Origin of the sequence: Micromonospora qiuiae (assembly GCF_016863555.1) — a bacterium.
Classification (GTDB): Bacteria; Actinomycetota; Actinomycetes; order Mycobacteriales; family Micromonosporaceae; genus Micromonospora; species Micromonospora qiuiae.
This window is the reverse complement of the sequence record NZ_BOPC01000045.1, coordinates 1-20475: the sequence shown is the minus strand read 5'-3', so window position 1 is coordinate 20475 and position 20475 is coordinate 1. Positions and strand designations below refer to the sequence as shown.

The window sequence follows — 20475 nt, the reverse complement described above, 5'->3', positions numbered from 1 at the left end:
GCCGGCATGACCACCGCACCCCGCGCCCCCCGCCCACCGGGTCGACCAGCCCGCCGGCCCGGCCGCCTCGGCTACACCGGGCCCGGCGGCGGCGCTTGGTCCTACATCGAACCGCCCACCGAGTACCGGGGCACGACCGTCCAGGTCTGCGGGCTGTTCCCGTTCGGCACCGGCGCGTCCACGCCGATGATCGGCGTGCCGCTCGGCCGGCACCTCTACACCGGCAGCGCCGTCTGCTTCGACCCGATCTCCTGGTACACCCGCGCCCGGCTGATCAACAACCCGTCCGTGTGGATCGAGGGCGAACCCGGCATGGGCAAGTCGACGGCCGTACGCCGGATGGTTCTCGGGCTCACCGCCCAGGGCGTCACGCCGCTGATCCTCGGCGACCTCAAGCCCGACTACGCCGAGCTGGTCCGCGCGCTCGGCGGGCAGGTGCTGCGGGTCGGGCCGGGCCTGGACCGGATCAACCCCCTCGACGCTGGCCCCTGGCGGCAGGTCCTCGACCGGGTCGACGAGCGCACCGGCGCCGTCGTGCGGGCCGCGGTCACCGACCGGCGGCTGAACATGCTGGTCGCCCTGGCCACCCTGATCCGACGCGGACCCGTCACCTCCGACGAAACCACCGTGCTGGCCGCCGCGCTGCGCTACCTCGCCGAACGGGAAACCGACACCCAGCCGGTGCTCTCCGACGTCCTACGCGTCATCCGCGACGCCCCGCCGCAGGTCCGCGCGGTCACCCTCTGGCAGAAAGACGAGGACCTCCCCCGGTTCCGGGAGGAGACCGCCAGCCTGCACCGCACGCTGCTGGCGCTGCTGCACGGCCCGCTCGGCGACACCTTCGAAGGGCAGACCACCACCGCGATCCGCCTCGACACCCCCGCCGTGTGCGTGGACATCTCCGGCATCGACGACACCGACGAGCTGCGCACCGCCGCCACCCTGCTGTCAACCTGGTCGTACGGATTCGCCCAGGTAGAGGCCGCGCACCTGATGGCCGACCTCGGCCTGGCGCCGGCCCGAACCTTCTTCACCGTCCTCGACGAGCTGTGGCGGGCGCTGCGCGTCGGGCACGGCCTGGTCGACCGCGCCGACGGCCTGACCCGGCTCAACCGGCAGAAGGGCACCGGGACCGCGTTCATCACCCACTCCCTGGCCGACCTGGAGGCGCTGCCCACCGCCCACGACCGGGCGAAGGCCCGCGGCTTCGCCGAACGGTCCGCCGTGCTGATGATCGGCCCCTGCTCCGAGCAGGAACTCGACGCCGTCTCCCGAGTGCGGCCGCTGTCACAGGCCGAGCGGCGCGAAGTGCTGTCCTGGTCGGCACCGCCGTCCTGGGCCGCTGACGGCAGCGAGACCGTCGGCCGCGGGAACTTCCTGATCAAGGTCGGCTCCCGGCCCGGGATCCCTGTGCACCTGGAACCCACCGAGGTCGAGAAGCAGCTCGGCAACACCGACTTCCGCTGGACGATGACGTGAGCCGGCCTGCGGGGCCGCGCGGCGGCCACGACGACGCTGGTTTGATCGTCGGCGGTATCGCCGCCGTGGCCCTGGTCCTCGCCAGCGCGGTGTGGCTGCCGGTCGTGCTCACCCGGCCGCCCGGATACAACGGCGGCGGGCCGATCCGGGTAGCCGCCGCGGTGCTGCGCGGCGACATCACCTGGACCACCGCCTGCACCGTCATCGCGGTCATCGAAGTCACGGTCCTACTGCTGCTGGGCACGGCGGTGATGGCGGCCTGGCGGTGGGCCCGCCGACGGCGGACCCGGGTCGACTCGGCGGCACGGCGGATGGCCACCCGCGCCGACCTCGCCCACCTCGGCCCCAAGGGCGTCGCCGACAGCGGCCGCCGGCTCCGCCCCAGCCTCGCCAGCGTCGACCGGCCCGACCCCGACCAACTCGGCGTACTGATCGGCCACACCGTCGCCGGCGGGATGCCACTTCGCCAGTCGTGGGAGGACATGGCCATCGACATCTGGGGCCCGCGCACCGGCAAGACCACCAGCCGGGCCATCCCGGCCGTCGTCGCCGCCCCCGGGCCGACCCTGGTCACCAGCGTCAAGGGCGACATCGTCGACGCCACCCGCGAGGTACGCGCCGCCCGCGGCACCGTATGGGCGTTCGACCCACAGCACATCCTCGGCGCCGACCAGGGCATGTGGTGGAACCCGCTGCGCGCCGTAGCCACCATCAGCGACGCCCGCCGCCTGGCTGAGCACTTCGCCGCCGCCGAGCGGGAGCCGGGCGTCAGCCGCGACGCCTTCTTCGACCCCAGCTCCGAAGAGCTGGTGGCGAACCTGCTGCTGGCCGCCGCCTGCTCCGGCCGAGACATGCTCGCCGCGTACCGGTGGGCGGTCAGCCCCCGCGACGACGAGCCCGCGATGCTGCTGCGCGAACACGGCTACGACCTGCCCGCCGACGCCGTCGCCGGCGTGGTCAACATGCCCGACAAGACCCGCGGCGGCATCTACGCCGGCGCCCAAAAAATGCTCATGTGCCTCACCGAGCCCGCCGTCACCCGCTGGATCACCCCACCCAGCCGAGGCGGAATCCTCGAGTTCGACCCGGCCGCGTTCGTGGCCAGCACCGACGTGCTGTACCTGCTCTCCCAGGGCGGCCCCGGCTCCCCCGCCCCGCTGGTCGCCGCGCTCACCGACGCCGTCCTACGCGCCGGCGAGCTACGCGCCCGAGCCTCGGCCGGCCGGCGCCTGGACCCGCCGCTGCTTGCCGTACTCGATGAAGCGGCCAACATCTGCCGGCTGCGCCAGCTCCCCAGCCTCTACTCCTACTACGGCTCCCACGGCCTGCCGATCATCACGATCCTGCAGTCATACCCGCAGGGCGTCGACGTGTGGGGACGCGAGGGGATGCGCAAGCTGTGGTCCGCGGCGAACGTCCGCACCTACGGCGGCGGCGTCGCCGACCCCGACTGGCTGGAAGAGCTGTCCAAGCTCATCGGTGAACACGACGTCACCACCAGGTCGACCAGCAGCAGCGGATCCGGGTGGGGCCAACGCTCGGTCTCACACTCCACCCGCCGGCAGCGGATCCTCGACGTCTCCGACCTGCACGCCCTGCCCCGCGGCCGGATGGTCGTCTACGCCTCCGGCGCCCCGCCGGCGCTCGCCCGCACCGCACCCTGGCAGGACGGGCCGTACGCCGAGGCGATCCGCTCGTCGATCGCCCGCTGGGATCCCGACAGCCGCACCGACTGGACCCTCACCCCCGACGCCCCGCCGGAGCCGACGCCATGACCACCCCGAGCCCCGGACCGGCGGCCACCGACCCGGTCGCCGACCTCAGCGCCCTGCTCGGGCAACTCGCTGGCGACCCGGACGCGGCGCCGCCCGCCCCCGAGCCACCAGCACCCGACCCGGCGGCCGCGGAGCCGGTCTACCGCACGGTGGAGGCGTTCATCGGGGACTACCTCGCCCACGTCGTCGAGCGGCGCCTCGCCTCCGGGCCAACCTCCGGGGTCAACTGGTGTCCGCGCTGGTGGGCACACCCCGAGGCGATCTCCCGCCTATACGCGCTGTGGCGCGCATGGGAGACACTGCGGGTCAGCGACCCACAGACCGGCATGAGCATCTGGTGGCGAGACCACCTCGACCCGCACCTCGCCGCCCTGGCTGCCGAGTACGGCCCGTTCAGCCGGTGCGGCCCTGACAAGCACACCGAGCCTCGTCCGCTTCCGGTCGAGCTGGCGCCGCCGGAGGTGCTTGCTCAGCTTCCCGACGCCACCGGCGCCTGATTCCGCAGCATCACCTGCGCCGGGCCGCCTCTGCCACCGGCACGGCTACTGCGCCCCTCCAGGGATCAACCACCGGCGGATGGTGGGTGGCGGCACCGCAGTGGCACGTCCAGGTGTGATGCCCGCGGTGGGTGTGCGGCGGCGGGCAGGGGCAGGGCGTCCAGCTCAGCTGGTACCGGCCGGCGGTGAGCGGGTGGCGTTCGGCCCCGGCGCAGCGCGCCGGGACGGGAGCGACGAACTCGCGGTGCCCGTCGCGGGTCACACGGACCTGGTGGGCGACGACGTCGCAGTGCGGGCAGGTTGGCACCGGCCCGCTGGAGGTGGGACGGATTCGGCCGTGGTCGGGACAGGTCCAGTCGCCGGCGCGCAACGTCGGTGTTAGCCGACCCCAGTCCACGCTCATGTCGGCGACGCTACCGCCGCTCGAACCTCCAGGAGGTTCTGCCCCAGTCTTCTCGGCAATGTCAGAGGCGTACCGGATCCTCTACGAGAGCATCTTCGGACTCTCATCGTGACGGGTACTCGATGACCACGGTGCAGCCGGTAGTGAGTTTGCTCTTCAGCAGAACGGATTGAGTCAACACACCAGCCGGTCCTTGTATAAGCTCTGCTACGTCTTAGGATGTATGACGTAGCAAAAGAGAAGGGCGGGAAGCTGACGCTCCCCGCCCCCGGGCATCACCGGCGCAGGCCTAGGAACCAGCTCACCGTCGCATGCCCTAGCACCGCGAGGGCCTTCGCCGCCACGGCGAGGCCCTCGCGCTGGTTGTAGGCCGCCATCAGGGCGGCCAGCTCCAGCGCAGGCCTCGCGATCTGCCACACCCGCTCGGTTCGCGAGGTGACCCGCGGAGGGTCCTGCTCCGGCTGTTGTCGCACCGTGTTCCTCCTCTCCGGCTCCGGGGTTCGGAGCCCCGCGGTCGCTCCGAGAAGCGGCGCCGGACGGTAGGAGGTCCACGGTTGGTGACAACCGCAGTGCCGAGGAATGACGGTATCCCACGAACCCGACACATCCCCGCCCCTGTCCAGGTTCGACACGCCGGTGACGGCGCACATCTGTTCGAGGCGCATCCGGCGGATGCCGACGATGCCCCGGATCGGCCAGCCCCGGGGCGGGAGGTGGGTGATGGGTGTTCAGCCGCCGGCGGTGACGTGCTCGCACACCCGGCGGGGCCGGTAACCACCCGGGACGTCAGCGCCGATGGTGTCCCAGAACGCCGGCGAGCCGTCGATGTGCCCTCCGAGCGTGTGCCAGGCGAAGCCTGGGTTTTCCCTGCGGAGCGCCGCGAGACCGGCGGCGGCCAAGCCGCGGCGGCGGTAGGCCGGCAGGGTGTGCGGCTGCTCGACCCAGCCGATCCGGCACCGGCGACATATCTGGTAGTCGACCGCGAACACGAACTCATCGCGTACGGAAGCGTCATCGTGGTCGTGGCCGCGTAGGTTCGCCGCGCGCATCCGCCAGCCGATCCGCTCGTTCGAGACGGTGTCCTGCCACGGCGTGGCCAGCCTGGGCACGACCGGCCAGCCGGACCGGCGCGGCCACCGGCCTCCCGTCAACCGCAGGAGCAGCTCGCGCCACGGTTCACGCCCGGACACCCGGCCGAGCATCGCGGTACTGGCGACCAGGCCCCGGATCTCGGCCTCACGCGAGCCGGTGTCGGTCATCGGCTGCTCAGTCCTCGCCGGCGTCGGCTTGCGCCTGCCCGGCCTGCTCGACCAGCGCATTGGTCAGGTCCCGCAGCCCCGCCACGGCGTTCCAGTCCGATCGCACCGCTGGGTTCAAGCCGCGGGCCTTGGCGTCCTCCCAGATCCGGTCGACGTAGTCGTACAGCGCCTGCCGGGCCTGGACCTGCGCTGCCCGGCCAGCGGCGTCGAGCGCGGCCAGGCCCGCCGCGTCGTGCTCGGCGAAGGCGTCGATCAGCTCGATCGCCATGCCCTGGTGGTCCAGTTCGTCGTCCACATTGACCATGCCGGTAACCCTATGGCATCAGGTCATCACGCGAATGTGCGCGATTGTGAGAGCAGCAGCTGCCGGTAGCCATCGGGCGGCGAGCTGGCGGCTCGGCGTTAGCGCCGCGATCCGGACTCCTCTATCCCCGCGTGAGCGTGAGGGTTGCCCAGACCTGGCTGGTACCGATCGGTTCGATAGCGCGCAGGTTCACCGGCACGTCGAGCACGACCAGGTGCGCGCGCTCGTTCTCGCCCCGGCCGGGCGAGATCAGGCCGTGTACCGCGTGACCGCCCTGGTCGTCGCCGACGCCAGGCTCCGGTGCCCCCAGCAGCCGCGCGGCGACCTCAGCCGGGAAGGGGCCGCCCTGCCACTCGATCTCCCAGGTTCGGCCGCCGTTGCCGGGCCACCAGTCGAGATGGGTGGCGCCGTTGAGCGCACCAGTCTCACGCAGAGCTGACATGACCCGTCCCAGCACCTCGTAGTAGCGCGCCGGGGTCTCCCGCAGGTGGTGCACATCCGTCATGGCCTGCTCAACGAATCGGGCCGGGGTCAGGTCCGCCCTGACCCTGGTTGATCCTGCCGGTGGTCAACGCCGCTGAGGTGCGCGCCTTGGCGGTCATGCCGTCTCCCCATCTGGTGATTCCGCAGAATGCCCGTCGCCGGCGGCGGTGAGGTACGCAGCGAGGGTGTAGGCCGGCGCCCGGTCGAGACGCTGCCCGCCGTGGTCGTAGCGGCGGGTGGTCCGCGCATCGGCGTGCCCGAGCTGCTCCTGGACATCTTCCAGGCGCGCTCCAGCGTCACGGGCGAGGGTGGCGCAGGTGTGCCGCAGCACGTGCGGGCTCATCTTCACCGGGATCTTCGCCGTGGCGGCCAGGCGGCGCAGCAGCCGCCACACCGCGCCCCGGTCGACCCGGGCGCCGCTGGCCGTGGCCACCAGCGGCCGGCGCGGCAAAGCCCCGGCCTGCCCGGCCACCACCGGCACGCGGGCCTCGGCGAGGTCGGGCCGGGCGGCGATGTAGGCGTCCAGGCGGCGGGTCACCGGAGCGGGCAGCGCCACCAGGTGCTCACCGGCACCCTTGGCGGTGAAGCGCAGGACGCGGTGGTTGCGGTCGTGGCCGAGCTGCTCGACGTCGGCACCGACAAGCTCTCCCACACGCAGCCCGGTATAGAGAAGCAGAGCAACGATCGCGGCGGTTCGGGCGGCCTGGGGGCCGGTGTCGGCGTCGGCGGCGGCGAGCAGCGCCTCGGCCTGGGCGCGGGACAGGCCGGCGGTGCGAGGGCGGGTCGGGTCGGTCTTCGGCTTCTGCTTGGGGTTGATGGCGGCGGGGTTGGCCCGGTCGGTGCGGTCCTCGGCAATCAACCACGAGTAGAACGCGGACACGGCGGCAAGGCGGCGGGCCCGGGTCGCCGCAGACGCGGTGCCGGCGACCTCCTGGGCGCGCAACCAGGCATGGGTGTGTACCCGGCGGGCCTCGGTGAGCGGGTCGACCCCGGACGCTGAGAGGAAGGTCAGCCAGTGCGCGAGGTCGCGCCGGTACGCCGACCGGGTGTGGACCGACTGGTAGCCGATCAGCCACTCCCGCAGCAGCGCCTCCAGCCCGTCACCGCCGTCACCCGCCACCGCGGTGATGGCGGGCGGCCGGGCGGCGGGCAGTAGTTCCCCGGACAGGGCAGTCACCGTGTGATCCCTCGCTTGCGTTGCTCGGCCCGTAGGCACGCCGGATGCCAGCGGGCGTACCGGAATCCGTCGTCGGTCACGGTCGGCACCAGCTCGGCGTCGTGCAGCGGCACGTACCCGTCGCAGCCGTCCCGGCCGCACCGGTTCAGCGGGTGGGCCCGGTCCAGCGCGTCCAGCGTGTCTGGGTCCAGGTCGGCCGGCGGCAGCTCGGCGTCCAGGTAGAGGCTGACGCCGTCGCCGGATCGGCGCGGCCTGGGCTGGCTCTCCCGGGTCACGGTCAGCGCCTGGCCGATGGCGAGGGCCGCCGCGTGCAGCTCGTCGACGCCGTCGGCGACGATCCGGACCCGGATCATCGGCTCACCTCCGGGTGGGGCAGGTCCAGCGCGCCGGCAAGGACGTGCCACAGGTGGTCGGCGCGGCCCCAGACCGGGTCCACGACGGTGACGTACCAGGCGGCGTCGAGCGCGTGCAGCGCGGCCTGGCCGAGTTCGTCTTCCCAGAACTCGAATCCGGGGAAGCCACCTACCCAGGTGTGGGCCGCGCCGTACTGGAGGGTGACCGGGATCCGGATGCCGCTGTCGTCGTGCTCGTGCAGCAGGATCAGGTCGGTCGGGGCGAGCGCGGCGGCGAGCCGGTTGCAGGTGGGTGCGTCGACGAAGCCGGATAGCGCGGCGCGCTGCTGCCAACCCCGGTCAAGCGGCTCACCCGGTTGGGAGAAGTCGGTGACGAACCCGGCGCGATTGATGGCGGCCAGCACCGGGACCAGCGTCGCGGTCTCCTCATCGGGCGGCCCGCAGTAGGTGGGGGTCTCGTCAAGATCCCCGGTCAGCCACCGTGCGGTCAGCTCTCCCAGCTCGGTCAGGGTGGTGGCGGTTGCCCAGGTCAGCGTCATGTCACGCCCTCGCGGGGTCGATGGTTGTCGTCTGCCAGTTGAGTTGAGGCACCATCCTGGCGCTCACCCCGACGCGGCCGGGGTGCGGCGGGGCCGGCGGGTGGGGTGCCTCAGATTGACTGGCAGGGTCCGGGTGCGCGGTCTGCCACTGGACCTGAGGCAAGTCGCGGCGTCGTCGGGAGCGGAGCCGCAGCACACGGGCTCGGCGTCCGAGCACGGCCCGTTGGTGCCTCAGCTTCATTGGCAGTGCCTCACCTTCCTTGGCAGACGACACAGGTCGGGTCGAACGGTACGGGTCGGGTGGGACGTTTTCGCGCCTCGATAAGAACACTTATGGAGGCATCAACAGTTGATCTTGGCGGTGAGGGTGGATTCCACGGAATCCACCCTCCCTCAACCTCGGCTAGGGTCTGCACTCCGCTCAGGGCTGCTTGTCGGCCTCGGCCCGCTGCGTCCCGAGCCGGCTGACCCGCAACGCCCGAGCTAGCAGGGCCATGAGCGCGGCCAGTGAGATCCCGGCGAACGTGGCGAGCCGGGTCTCCGTGTCAGCGACGAAGAGCGCTCCGGCGATCATGGCCGCGCCGATCGCCAGAGCCACGTTCGAGGGCGCCAAGCTGGGACGGTCCGGGGGCGGGGTGGGCACCAGGCCGACCACCGTGTGGCTATCGGTGTCCTCGGCGTCCCGCTGCGGCTCGTCGAGGTTGACTGCCAGCTCCTCGTCAGGGTCCGGGTGCGCCCGGGCCACGGCCTCCGCGCGGAGCGCGTCTACCTCATGGCGGTCGGTGAACACCTGGACGCCCCATCGAACCGCAGCGGGATGCCGGGGGCGCCACTGGCCGCCGATGGCCGCGACCGCCAGGTCCCGCTCGCGCCGGTCTGCCGCAGCGACGTCCCACTCGGGGTCGTTGATGCTGCCGGAGTAGCGCGCCAACTCGTGGCCGTCCGCGTCGACCTCAACGACGGCGAAGTACCGATATTCCGGTCTGGTGGACTCGGCTACGGTGATGGCGGGACCGGCCAGGTAAGGACTGGCCGGTCCCGCCGTGCCGACCATGCTGGCGAAGCGATCCTCGCCAGCGTCGATGGCGCTCAGCATGATGAACGGGTCGTCGATGGTAGCCGTGGTGCCGTCCTGGTTGGTCAGCGTGCCCGTCTCGTAGCGAAAGCCGTTGGGCATGTCGCGGTAATGCAGGTGCAGCGTCGCCGGGTCATAGACGAACGACGCTGTGAGGTCGAAGCGATGCCCGGCTGTGGTGGTGCGCCCGACGATCTCCAGCCTGGCGGGGTTGTCCGTCAGCCGAAACTGGGGCCTGACCTCCATGCCCAGCCAGTCGCCGACGAGGAACGCGTTCGCTTCCCCGAGTAGCCACTCGCGGTCGGTGCTGCCGGTCAGTCCCATGGTGTTGTCGCAGGGTTCGTCGCCGAGGATGCCTGGGTGGACCAGCTTTCCGTGGGCTGGCGGCGTGCGCGGCGCCCACACGTCCGAGGGCTGAAGCTTCTCGTACTTGCGAGCACAGCCGACGCACATCAGGGAGGTGCTGTCACTGCTGCCCATCTCGCAGACCTGCCAGAATCCGTCGTCGCAGCAGCCGACAGCGCAGAGAAAGCCCAAGCGGTCCCGGTTCCACCGGGGCAGCGGAGAAATCGTCAGGTGGGTCTGGTTCCAGGACGTAAGCGGCTCAGCGGTCTTGGCCTGCTCGGCCAGCTCCCGCTTGAGCCAGTCGGCGTAGGCCGCGCCGACCCTCACCGGGTTGTACAGCAGTATCAGCAGCTCTGCCTGGTCGAGCTGCCGCAGAGCCGCGCCGTGGTCGTGGTCGCCTCGGTCGCGGGCGGCCAGGTCGTCGGCGTGGTTGCGCATCGGCGCGGCCCGCAGGATCTCGTCCAGCCGCTCTAGCAGGCCGGGGCGGGCCACTGCGGCCGCCGTCATGCCGTCCGGCCCACCGGGCCGGGAGGTTCGCGTTGCTTCGATCATGTCGCCTGCGTCCTCTCCTTGCAGGGATCGCGGGTGGCGGTCGGACACCACCGGGGCCGCCCTCTGGCGGCCACCGCAGGCGTCCCGGCATAGTTCAGGCCTCGGCCAAGACGCCACGGTGGCGGTCAGACGATCAGCACTCCCCCGTCAGGTCGGCCACGTACTCGAGCACCGCGTTGCCGTCAGCGCGGGCGGTCCACCCGTGGCACACCACGGCCGCGTCAGCCAGTACGCCACTGGCCCACTGGCACGCCTGGTCGACCTCGGCGGCGCCGAGGCCGTCGTGGTCGGCGTGCGGTTTGTCGTCGGCCAGCAGCAGCCACACGTCGTCGACCGCGTCGTGCAGCAGCCGCCACTCCCCCACCGTCCCGGCCGCCGCCATAGCATCGCCGGCGTGGACGGCTATGCGGGCCCGCCGGCCGGGCAGCAGCTGCCCGTCGGTCCAGCCGGTGGCCTCGATCCGGTGCCGGTCGGCCAGCAGCTCGGCCGCCCACGCCTGGGCGGCTTCGACGTCGCCCGCGTCGGTCAGGTGCTCGGCATACGCGGCCGGCTCGTCGACCTGCAGGTCGTAGTGCAGCACCCAGCAGCACGCGTCGTCGGCGTCGAAGACCAGCGACACTCGCTCCGGCGTCCCGGCTGGCTCGACGTCCGGCGCGGCCTCCGGCGGGTCAATGGCGTCCAGGCGAGCCTGTTCCCACGCGCTTGGCGTGTAGCCGGCCTCCTCGGTCAGCCGGGCCAGCCAGGCCGCGTCGGTGGACGTCCACGACCGGTAGGTCGCGCGGGCCTGAACCTCGCGCCGGGCCAGGCCGAGAGCGTGCGCGGCATGCACGCGGGTGGGCCAGTCAGCGCGGCGGACCTGCTCCCACCACTGGTAGTTCGGCAGGCTCGGCTCCGGGCCGACACCGACGGCAAGCAGCCACTTGTGGGCGAGCTGCGCGCACTCGTTGCCCGGCGCCCACAGCCACGCGTCGACGATGTCCGCGGCCGTCTGGGGCAGCTTAGGCGCCTGGGCGGCCAGCGCGGCGGCGGCCTCGGCACGCGCGGTCATCGCCTTGCGACGTTCCCGCTCGTCGGTGATCCGCTTCTGCTCAGCTGGGGTGCGGTTGTCCGCCGCCTTCGGCTTCCCCGCAGTCAAGTAGTAGGTGATCTGCCCCCACGTGTTGACCTCAGCGACCAGTGCGCCGTCTTTACGGGCCTTCGCGATGGCCTTGGCCCCGTCCAGGCGCCGCTGCCAGTAGCCGTCACCGAACTTCTGCATGGCGCTGTCGATCACCGGGACGCCCTCAGCGGCCAGCTTCTTCGTCGCCGCGTCGACCTGCTCCTGCCGCTCCCGGTCCCGGCGCACCTCGGTGACCAGTTGGACAGGAGTCCAGTGGTGACGGCGGTCATCGCGCAGCCGGTACGCCGTCAGCATCAGCTCCTGGTCGTCACCGGCGGCGTCGATGAACGCCAGGGCGTCCTTGATCTGCAGAGCCGGCTTCCTCCGCCCGCGCTGCTCCTGGTCCCCATCGTCGGGGCTCTGCCCGGTCTCCAGCTCGGCCAGCATCACCTCGGGCAGCCGAAGCAACTTCAGGCGCTTGGACACATGCGACTGTGAGCAGCCGACCTTCGCCGCGATCTCCCGCTGCGTACGGCCGGCGGCCTCCTGCTCGGCGAACGCGCGAGCCTCCTCCACCGGGATCAACGGCGCCCGGGCCACGTTCTCGGCGGTCATCACATCCAGCTGTGCCAACGGGTCGTCGGCGATCCCGTCCTCGCGCACCAGCACGTCCAGCGTGGCGTCCGGGTCATCGCCGTAGATACGGCCGGCGGCGGTACGCCGACGGGCGCCCACCAACACCACCCACTCCGCGCCAGCGAGCTTCTCCGCGTGCGCGGGCCAGGCTGCGGCGACCCGGGCCGCAGGCAGCACCACCGGCGGCTGGATCACGCCCACCTCTCGGATCGATGTCTCCAAGTCAGTCAGGTCGCCCAGGATCTTGCGTGGGTTGGCCGGGTGAGTAACCACGCTGGCCAGGCGCGCCGACACGGGTCGCACTGCAGCAGTAGCTTGCGATACCCAGGAAACATCTACTTCGACAGCGGCAGGGTGGAGTACGTCGTTGGTCACGGTCAGAACTCCTCTTCGGGGGTCGCCTTGGTGGCACCCGGATCGGGGTTGTTGGCTCTGATTTGGGCCTTCCTAGCCAGGTCCGCAAGACCTGGCCATCGCACGCGTGCCGCCTGGCGGGTTATCCCCGCTGCTTCACCTATTGCGGGGTACATCGCACCGTGCTTCGCGGCGTCGAACGCCGCCGCTGTTGCCAGGTCATCCGCCGCTGCTCGGATCGCCATCAAGGCAGCTAGCCGCCGTAGATGCCGGTCCTGAGGCAACGCGCTCACGCTGTCGCCTCCGATCGGTTGCGTGAGGAGTGATGCGAGGTCGGAGACAAGGTTGGGCACGTCATCGCGGCCGATGTTGTTTGCCAGGGGTCGGCCAATCTTGGATGCCCTGTTGTCTGCAACATCTTCCGCGCTGCTGCTGACAGCATCGTTTGTCATACCGTCCACTCTGGTTCTGACAACATCGCCTGTCAAGTGATGAGTGTTGTCGTCTGCGCTATCGCGCGCTCTATAGCGCGCCGTCTCGCACGCGCGCCGTCTCGCGCGGGTTGTTGCACGCCCGTTTGCGTTTGTGCTGGTGATCGGCTGTGTGATCTACGGCGCGGGGGAGCGCGCGGCACCTGGCGCGATGGGGCTCGTAAGTGATAGGCACACGCACACACCCCCTCTGCGTGAGAGAGAAGGCAAACCGATGACATTCGGACAAGTGGGGCTCGACCCAGACCTAGTAGCGGCCATCGAGCTGTCGCGCCGCCTACGGCCAGCCCTCGGCCGCGTACTCGCAGTGCTCAACGGCAAGGGTGGCCAAGGCAAGACGTCGGTCACCGCCAACCTGGCGGGCCTGCTGGCGCTGGCCGCAGAGCAGGCCAACTCACCGCGGCGCGTGCTCGTCATCGACTGCGACCCGCAGGGAAACCTCGGCTTGGACCTGGGCTACCTCAAGCCCGAAGACGTGCCGGTCGACGGACGGGTTCCCGAGGGAGTCCTGGTCGGCGACGACGGCAAGGGCCTGATGACGGCCCTGCAGGCGGGCACCGTGCCGCACCGGCTGCGCAACGTTCGGCCCTGGCTGGACGTCATCCCCGGCGGATCAGCCCTTGATGAGGTCAACGGCATGATCTTCGGCAAGACGGCCCGCGGCCACGCCCATCGGGCTCGCCTGGCGCTGGCCGAGGTTCTGGCGACCATCGCCGACGAGTACGACTGGATCCTCATCGACTGCCCACCGCGCGAGATCAACGTGCAGGACCTGGTGCTGGTCGCCAGCCGGGCCGCGCTGGTGCCGGTGAGCTTCGACCAGGCCAGCCGGCAGGGCCTGTCCGGCGTCGCCGAGCGGTTCAGCCGGGCCATGACGATCAACGAGCCCTTGGAGCTGCTCGGCGTAGCCATGTTCGGATTCCAGTACCGAGTCGGCCGCAAGGGCGACGAGGTAGGGCAGCGGCGTCAGGTCCGCGCCGAGTTGGAGGCGGACCTGCAGGCCGCAGGCACCGACGCGCCGGTGTTCAACTCGGTAATCCGCTACATGCCGTCCGTGGCCAAGTCCTGCCGAGACCGGGGGCAGCTGGTCCACGAGCTGGAGCAAGCCGAGGGCCCGAAGTGGTGGGAGATACGCGCTGGCACCGCAACCGGTCGGCCGGTGCCCAGCACCGAGGCCACCAAGGTCGCCCAGGAGTACGAGGACCTCGCCGCCGAGGTCTTCACCCGATTCAGCCAACTGGAGCCGATGTGAGCGACGTGAGCGAGCAGGACAGCCCGAACACGTACACCCCGCCAGCACCGAAGCTCAAGGGCTTCGGTCGCGGTGCGTCTCTGACCGGTCTGGTCAGCGCGGACCGGACGGCACCAGTATCCGCCCCGACCTCGCCGCCGGCCGCCCAGCGCGCTGCTGATGACACGGAATCGGCGCCGGGCGGCCAAGTAGCCGCTGCTCGCACCGAGGCCGCCACTCCAACGGTCGAGGAATCACCAGCGCCGGCCAGCCCAAACACGTTCGAGCCCAGTTCGGCCACCCCGAGCCGGGCTAGCTCGGTCCCGGTCCGCGCCGAAGCCGCTCCTACGGAGGCAGAGACGTCGGGGGCCGAGACGTCACGGGTCACCGACCTGCCGGACCTATCGGTGGACCCGGACGATCCCGCCGCGCTGGTGGTCAGTCCCACAGTGCTCAGTGTCCCGGCGCCTCTCATGGCCCGCTTCGAGAGAGCCCGGCGCACTTCTACGAGCAACACCGAGCTGGTTCTCGATGCTTTGCGCGCCCACCTGGCCGATCTGCCCCGGCTGGTCGCGGAGGCTCGCCGGCCGGCCGCCGCGGCCGCCGACGAGCCCTTCCCATGGCGACGTACCTCGGCGCAGCGGCGCGCTGCGGGCAAGGTACGCCGCGTTCAACTGCCGATCCGCCCACTAGTCGGAGAGCTCTACGTCATCGACACCCTGGTCGCGTGGGTCCAGGAGCAGCTCGGCGCAGGCTCGCGCTCATTGGGCGGTCGCATCAACCGGTCCGAGGTAGTGGTGGCGGCCCTGGACGCCCACCTTCCCGCCGACCGGCCGCGTGGTCGTCGACCACAAGCCTGACCTTTCCAGCGGAGACCGGGAGTCATTCGACCTGACTCCCGGTCAGCTACTCCTAGCCGGCGCAGAATTGGTCGAGCCGGGCCTGCAGCCGCTCGGCGTGAGCCTCGGCGCGTCGGCTCGGACGGCGGCGGCGCTGGCAGCGGCCCCTCCTGCCGGATAGCTTCGGCGCAGGCGTCCTGGGCAGCCTGCTCGGCGGCCCGCCGGTCGGTGTGGAGCTGGTCGGCGCCACCGACGTCGATCTGCCCGGCATCGTCGACCCCTCTGAGATGTATTACGGGGACCCCCGTGGACCTCACGTGTAGCCCCTGATCACCAACCGCCGCTACTTCCCCACGACGTCGTAACCGGTGATCAGATGGCACGGTTTGTGCAAGTATCAGCAAAATCGGCCACGGGAACGTCGGGAGTGCGACAGTGAGCAGCGAGGAAGCAGGCTGGCGCCCGTACCCGGGCGCCTACCGCGCTCCCACCAATCTTCCCCAGGTCGAACCCGGCCGCGTTGTCGGCCTGGGCGCCACCTGTGATCTCGCACGGGCCTACCCCGAGGATGCGTGCACCCGCAGCTTCATCGTCAGTGAGTTCGTGAAGCTGGAGGACGGCCGGCGCGTGCTCCTGCACGCGGAACGTGGGCTCACTCTCACCGCCCGATCAACCGGCGCCCCCGGTGGTGGCGTTATTCCGCTGCACGAGACTCGGGACAGCCTCACCCAGGACGTCCTGGCCGTCGTGCTTCCCGACGACGAGGAGTCCGGAGAGGAACACCCCTGGTCATGGCTGGCCGAGCTGGCCCAGGCTGGCCCGTCCGTAGTTTCCAGACCAAAAACAACGCTAAGAACTGAGGGTTGATCAAGCTCTCTACCCGGCCGTAGCGTCCCGTCCCGTTCGGTGACGGTCGATGCTCGGGCGGTGGGTTTGTGGCGACTCAGGATGTGTTCTCGGCGGAGGAACTGGCGCGGCTTCGGGGCTTCCCGGAGATCAGCCGGGCCGAGCTGATCCGGTACTTCACGTTGACCGGTGCGGACGAGGCGTTCGTGCGCCAGTTCCGCACGGGCCGCAACGTGCTGGGTGTGGCGGTGCAGCTGTGCACGCTGCCGTGGCTCGGGTTCGTGCCCGACGAGGTGGCGGGGGCCCCGGACGCCGTGGTGGGCCGATTGTCGCAGCGGCTCGGGATCGCGATGGGTGAGCTGCGCGGGTACGGCGAGCGGGTGCAGACCCGTACCGATCATCTGCGGGAGGTGGCCGGCTACGCCGGCTGGCGGTCGATGGACACCGCCGAGTGGAAGGACCTGGAGGAGTTCCTGTTCGCTCGGGCGATGGAGCACGACTCGCCGAAGTTGCTGTTCCGGCTGGCCTGCGAGTATCTGCTGTCGTCGCGGGTGGTGCGGCCGGGGGTGATCCTGCTGCTGCGGCGAGTGGCCGCGGCCAGGGCTCGGGCCAGGACGGAGACGTGGTCGCGGGTGCGGCACCTGCTGACCGACAGGCGGTGCGCGGAGCTGGACCTGTTGCTGGTCCCGGACGCTTATCTCGGCCGGACGCCGTTGGCGTGGCTGGGTGTGGGGCCGACGTCGTCGAGCCCGGCTGCGGTGAAGGCGGAGTTGGAGAAGCTGGCCTACCTGCGCCGGCTGGACGCGCACACCCTGGACCTGTCGATGCTGCCGGCGGAGCGGCGCCGGTTCCTGGCCGGGATCGGGCGGCGGTTGACCGGGCAGGCGTTGCAGCGGCGCGAGCCGGAGCGCCGGTATCCGATCCTGCTGACGTTGCTGGCGCAGTCGGCTGTCGACGTGCTGGACGAGACGCTGCTGCTGTTCGACCAGGCGATCAGCGGGCGGGAGGCGGCGGCGAAGCAGAAGGTCGCCGAGGCCCTGGCCGAGCGGGCCAAGGGCGGGGAGAACCGGCAGGCGCTGCTGGACGAGATCCTGACCATCGTGCTCGACACCGGGATCGGCGACGAGCAGATCGGTACTCTGCTGCGCTCCCGGATCGGGATGGACCGGATGCGGGCGGCGTGGGCCGAGCGCCGCGAGCGGCTGCCGCGCGACCACGGGCAGCTCAGCATGCTGGATGCGTCGATGTCGTACCTGCGCCAGTTCGCCCCGGCTGTGCTGGCGGCGGTCCAGTTCGCCGGCGGCCCGGGTACCGAGCAACTGCTGCAGGCGGTGAGCGTGCTGGCTGAGTTGTACGCCACCGGTGCCCGTAAGGTTCCGGCCGGTGCTCCGGTCGGGTTCGTGCCGACGAAGTGGGCCGGCTACCTGGTGGCCGCGGAGCAGGCTGGGGACGTCACCGCGTACCGCCGGTACTGGGAGCTGGCCGTGCTGGTCGGCCTGCGCGACGGGCTGCGCTCCGGTGACGTGTTCGTGCCCGGCTCGCGCCGGTACGCCGATCCGGCGTCGTTCCTGCTCACGCCCGAGGCGTGGGCACCGCAGAAGGTGGAGTTCTGCCACCTGGTCGGCAAACCGGTCGAGGCCGCTGACGCGCTCGCCCAGGCCGACGACGAACTGCACACCGCCCTGGCCGACCTGGAGACGCAGCTGGCCAAGGGCAACCCGGGCGAGGTCCGGCTCACCGACGACGGCGAGCTGATCATCCCGCCGTTGACCGCCGAGGACGTGCCCGCCGAGGCTGACGCGCTGCGCGCGGAGCTGACCGGGATGCTGCCGAGGGTGCCGATCGCGTCGGTGCTGGTGGAGGTCGACGCGCGGACCGGGTTCACCGATCACCTGGTGCACGCCGGTGGGAAGGTGAACCGGCCGGCCGAGCTGAAACGCAACCTGATGTACGTGATCATCGCGGAGGCTACGAACATGGGCCTGTCGGCGATGGCCGAGTCCTGCGGCGTGCCGTACGACGTGCTCGCCTGGACCGCCGAGTGGTACTTCCGCCCGGAGACGCTGGAGGCGGCCAACGCCGCGGTGGTGAACTACCACCATCGGCTCCCGCTCACCCAGGCGTTCGGATCGGGCACCTTGTCGTCCTCGGACGGTCAGCGGTTCCCGGTCAAGGGCAAGAGCATCACGGCGAGGCACCTGTCTCGGTACTTCGCTCGCGGCCAGGGCGTCTCTACCTACACCCACGTTTCCGACCAGCACTCGACGTTCGACACGAAGGTCATCGTGGCGACCGCGCCGGAGTCGCACTACGTGCTCGACGGGCTGCTGGGCAACGCCACCGACCTCCCCGTGTTCGAGCACGCCACCGACACCCACGGCGCCACCCTGGCCAACTTTGCCCTGTTCGACCTGGTCGGCAAGCAGCTGTCCCCGCGCATCCGCGACCTCGGGAAGATCACCCTCTACAGGACCGGCCCGAACGCCGACTTCCTCGCCCGCTACCCACGGGCCGGCGGCCTACTGACCCGACGCCTGAACACCGACCTGATCACGAGCACCTGGGACGACCTGCTTCGCGTCGCCGCGAGCGTGCAGGGCGGCCACGCCACCGCCGCGCTGGTCGTCGGGAAGCTGTGCTCCTCGAAACGGCAGCAGAACGCGCTGACCAGCGCGATCAAGGAATATGGGGCGCTGCGCCGCACCGTCTACGCCGCCCGCTACCTGGCCGACGAGACCTACCGGCGGCGGATCTCCCGGCAGCTCAACAAGGGCGAGAACCTGCACGCCCTGCGCCGCTCCCTCGCCTACGCCGGCGAGGGAGCGCTGCGCCGCCGCCACCACGAGCAGCAGACCGAACAGATGTGGTGCCTGACCCTGGCCACCAACGCCATCGTCTGCTGGTCCACCGAGTACCACGGCCTCGCCGTCGGCGCGCTGCGCCGTGACGGCCGCCAGGTCGACGACGAGGTCCTCGCGCACATCTGGCCGACCCACCACGAGAACGTCCACTTCTACGGCACACACTCGGTCGACATCGACGGCGAACTCGCCCAACTCGACACCGACGGCTACCGGCCGCTGCGGCTGGCCGAGGTCACCCCGGCACACCGCTGACACGGGCTGCGCCCGACGGTCGTCCGTCGGGCGCAGCCCGCTCAGAACGGCGGCTGGCCGGGGGTTCGGTGGACCTCGTCGGCGGGCGGGTCCTGGCCGACGTCGGTCATCTCCTGCGCGACGTCTGGTTCGAGAACCATGGGCTGCCCGCTGACGTGGGTGCATCCCCACCGCTGGCACGTGAACCCGCCGCCCGGCAGCCGCCGGTGGTGCTCGTCAACTGTTGTCATCACACGCCCTCGCTGGTCAGATGCTTCGGTGGTCACGTGTTGTCCGTCATCGAGGGGTCGGACTCCCGACTCTTCGGAATGCCGACGACGCTGACCCTGTCGCCGCCGATCAGTGGAGCGTCCGACGGGCCCTTCAGGTAGGGGGCTATCCACTTGGGTCGGTGGTCGTTCAGCGACGGGTACCAGTGGTTGCGCCAGTGCCCGCGTACGACCCACCGGTGCCGCCATTCCCGGCCGGCGCCGGCCTGCTCGGCGTCGCGGTCGCCGGCGAGGCTGCGGCGTAGCCGCACGATCCGCACGTCGCGCGGCGGCAGCCCGGCGCGTTCGGTACGCCGGCGCTCCGGGCGCGGGGTGGGCTGGTGTTCGGTCTCAGCGAGATTGGCCTGCGCGGCGAGTTGGAAGGTGGCGAAGACGAGGCGGGTCCAGGCGATCGTGCCGTCCTGCCCGTCGCCGCCGTGCAGCTGGTAGGAGTCGGCGGGCTCCCCGTCGGGACGCCACGCGATCGCCGCCTCGTTGTCGACGGTCAGCGGGGGCAGCATGGCCCGGGCCCGCAGGGCGGTCACCTCGTCGAGAATGCCGTCGTTGGTGAGGTTCGACGGGGAGTAGAACGAGATCCACAGGCCGCCGGAGCGCCAGTTCGGGTTGCTGACCGGCCCCCAGGAGGCGGCGACGATGCGCACGTTCTCGCCGTAGAGCCGGTCGGCGACCTCGCGAATGGTGTCGTCGCCGTCAGCACGGGCCATCGCGTCGACCACGCCGTCGACCCGGGTCTCCTGCCCGGAGTACAAGGCGATCGGCTCGGCGAACAGGGCGAACCCGACCTTCGACGGCAGGTCCTCGGGCCGAGGCGCGAACGCCGGCATGGACGGGTGCGCGGCGCCCAGCAACGCACACAGATCCTCGTCGACGTACCAGAGGTCGGCGTCGCGCAGCCGGCCGGTCTCGGCGGCGGCCAACTGGACGGCGACGCGGTCGGCCGGGCCGGGCGGGCGTAGGTGCTGCTGCCCGGCCTGGATGGCGTTGAAGTAGAACTGCACGCCCTGCTGTCCGCCGTACCAGTCGGCCAGGTCCCGGCGCAGCCCCGGCACATCACTGGCGGTGTAGCGCACTCTGGCGACGGTCACTGCGGACCGTCTGCCGGGCGTCGCACCAGCTCCGGGCGGCGGGTGCCGGGCGGGAACGAGGCGGCGTGCAGTGCCTTGACCGCCCGGTAGCTGCCGCCGCGGCGTACGACCTCGGCCAGCACGGCTGCGGCCTGGCTGCCGGGCACCTTCGCCGCGTTCGCCTCGGCAGCTGCGGTCTCCAACTGCTCGACCCGGTTGCGCAGGTCGCCGGCCTTGTCGGCCAGGTAGTACCAGTCCCCGTCAGCGATCGCCTGGGCGCAGCGGCCGA

At 71.2% G+C, this 20475-nt stretch carries 21 protein-coding genes; 7 read left to right on the top strand and 14 right to left on the bottom strand.

The features are described 5' to 3' along the window. Positions 1 to 6: 6 nt before the first annotated feature. The 3 genes from Vqi01_RS17115 to Vqi01_RS17105 are packed head-to-tail and all read left to right on the top strand — an operon-like array spanning position 7 to position 3751. The gene (locus Vqi01_RS17115; RefSeq protein ID WP_204035804.1) at positions 7 to 1479 is read left to right on the top strand and encodes a putative type IV secretion/conjugal transfer ATPase; all 1473 of its coding nucleotides are present in this window, start codon (positions 7 to 9) and stop codon (positions 1477 to 1479) included. Further along, on the top strand, positions 1476 to 3254 hold the full coding sequence (locus Vqi01_RS17110) for a type IV secretory system conjugative DNA transfer family protein (RefSeq protein ID WP_204035803.1): 1779 nt from the start codon (positions 1476 to 1478) through the stop codon (positions 3252 to 3254). Before Vqi01_RS17115 ends, Vqi01_RS17110 begins: the two co-directional genes overlap by 4 nt. Continuing rightward, complete coding sequence (locus Vqi01_RS17105) at positions 3251 to 3751, top strand: DUF4913 domain-containing protein (RefSeq protein WP_204035802.1); 501 nt, start codon at positions 3251 to 3253, stop codon at positions 3749 to 3751. Before Vqi01_RS17110 ends, Vqi01_RS17105 begins: the two co-directional genes overlap by 4 nt. A 10-nt stretch (positions 3752 to 3761) precedes the next feature. Here the strand turns inward: Vqi01_RS17105 and Vqi01_RS17100 are convergent, their stop codons facing one another. From Vqi01_RS17100 to Vqi01_RS17050, 11 genes are all read right to left on the bottom strand, one after another. Further along, a complete protein-coding gene (locus tag Vqi01_RS17100; RefSeq protein WP_204035801.1) occupies positions 3762 to 4154 on the bottom strand; it encodes a hypothetical protein in 393 nt (130 codons plus the stop codon). Between the two features lie 275 nt (positions 4155 to 4429). Continuing rightward, complete coding sequence (locus tag Vqi01_RS17095; protein ID WP_204035800.1) at positions 4430 to 4627, bottom strand: hypothetical protein; 198 nt, start codon at positions 4625 to 4627, stop codon at positions 4430 to 4432. 255 nt (positions 4628 to 4882) lie between these two features. After that, entirely contained in the window at positions 4883 to 5413 is a 531-nt protein-coding gene (locus Vqi01_RS30790; protein ID WP_239098450.1) for a hypothetical protein, read from the bottom strand. Between the two features lie 7 nt (positions 5414 to 5420). Further along, entirely contained in the window at positions 5421 to 5717 is a 297-nt protein-coding gene (locus Vqi01_RS17085; RefSeq protein ID WP_204035799.1) for a hypothetical protein, read from the bottom strand. Positions 5718 to 5838: 121 nt separating this feature from the next. Then, the gene (locus Vqi01_RS17080) at positions 5839 to 6222 is read right to left on the bottom strand and encodes a hypothetical protein (RefSeq protein WP_204035798.1); all 384 of its coding nucleotides are present in this window, start codon (positions 6220 to 6222) and stop codon (positions 5839 to 5841) included. A gap of 93 nt (positions 6223 to 6315) precedes the next feature. After that, positions 6316 to 7377 carry a tyrosine-type recombinase/integrase gene (locus Vqi01_RS17075; RefSeq protein ID WP_204035797.1) on the bottom strand — a complete coding sequence of 354 codons (1062 nt, stop codon included), beginning with the start codon at positions 7375 to 7377 and terminating at the stop codon, positions 6316 to 6318. Continuing rightward, positions 7374 to 7730 carry a hypothetical protein gene (locus Vqi01_RS17070; protein WP_204035796.1) on the bottom strand — a complete coding sequence of 119 codons (357 nt, stop codon included), beginning with the start codon at positions 7728 to 7730 and terminating at the stop codon, positions 7374 to 7376. The genes Vqi01_RS17075 and Vqi01_RS17070 overlap by 4 nt, the downstream gene beginning before the upstream one ends. Next, positions 7727 to 8269 carry a DUF6919 domain-containing protein gene (locus Vqi01_RS17065; RefSeq protein ID WP_204035795.1) on the bottom strand — a complete coding sequence of 181 codons (543 nt, stop codon included), beginning with the start codon at positions 8267 to 8269 and terminating at the stop codon, positions 7727 to 7729. The genes Vqi01_RS17070 and Vqi01_RS17065 overlap by 4 nt, the downstream gene beginning before the upstream one ends. 421 nt (positions 8270 to 8690) lie before the next feature. Beyond that, entirely contained in the window at positions 8691 to 10241 is a 1551-nt protein-coding gene (locus tag Vqi01_RS17060) for a hypothetical protein (protein WP_204035794.1), read from the bottom strand. Between the two features lie 133 nt (positions 10242 to 10374). Continuing rightward, complete coding sequence (locus tag Vqi01_RS17055) at positions 10375 to 12270, bottom strand: ParB/RepB/Spo0J family partition protein (RefSeq protein ID WP_204035793.1); 1896 nt, start codon at positions 12268 to 12270, stop codon at positions 10375 to 10377. 83 nt (positions 12271 to 12353) lie between these two features. After that, a complete protein-coding gene (locus Vqi01_RS17050; protein ID WP_204035792.1) occupies positions 12354 to 12782 on the bottom strand; it encodes a hypothetical protein in 429 nt (142 codons plus the stop codon). A gap of 253 nt (positions 12783 to 13035) precedes the next feature. Here Vqi01_RS17050 and Vqi01_RS17045 point away from each other — a divergent pair, with 253 nt between their 5' ends. The 4 genes from Vqi01_RS17045 to Vqi01_RS17030 all read left to right on the top strand — a co-directional run bounded on the left by Vqi01_RS17045 (position 13036) and on the right by Vqi01_RS17030 (position 18853). Then, positions 13036 to 14073, top strand: coding sequence for a ParA family protein (locus Vqi01_RS17045; protein WP_204035791.1), 1038 nt, complete (start codon positions 13036 to 13038; stop codon positions 14071 to 14073). Beyond that, positions 14070 to 14912, top strand: coding sequence for a hypothetical protein (locus tag Vqi01_RS17040; protein WP_239098449.1), 843 nt, complete (start codon positions 14070 to 14072; stop codon positions 14910 to 14912). The genes Vqi01_RS17045 and Vqi01_RS17040 overlap by 4 nt, the downstream gene beginning before the upstream one ends. 414 nt (positions 14913 to 15326) lie before the next feature. Beyond that, positions 15327 to 15758, top strand: a complete 432-nt coding sequence (locus Vqi01_RS17035; protein ID WP_204035790.1) for a hypothetical protein — start codon at positions 15327 to 15329, stop codon at positions 15756 to 15758. 68 nt (positions 15759 to 15826) lie between these two features. Further along, positions 15827 to 18853, top strand: coding sequence for a Tn3 family transposase (locus tag Vqi01_RS17030; protein WP_204035789.1), 3027 nt, complete (start codon positions 15827 to 15829; stop codon positions 18851 to 18853). Positions 18854 to 18894: 41 nt separating this feature from the next. Here Vqi01_RS17030 and Vqi01_RS17025 read toward each other — a convergent pair whose 3' ends face one another. The 3 genes from Vqi01_RS17025 to Vqi01_RS17015 form a co-directional block, all read right to left on the bottom strand. Beyond that, entirely contained in the window at positions 18895 to 19083 is a 189-nt protein-coding gene (locus Vqi01_RS17025; protein WP_204035788.1) for a hypothetical protein, read from the bottom strand. A gap of 32 nt (positions 19084 to 19115) precedes the next feature. Next, on the bottom strand, positions 19116 to 20207 hold the full coding sequence (locus Vqi01_RS17020) for a hypothetical protein (RefSeq protein WP_204035787.1): 1092 nt from the start codon (positions 20205 to 20207) through the stop codon (positions 19116 to 19118). After that, a partial coding sequence (locus tag Vqi01_RS17015; RefSeq protein WP_204035786.1) for a hypothetical protein occupies positions 20204 to 20475 on the bottom strand: 272 nt, incomplete at its 5' end. The genes Vqi01_RS17015 and Vqi01_RS17020, both read right to left, overlap by 4 nt.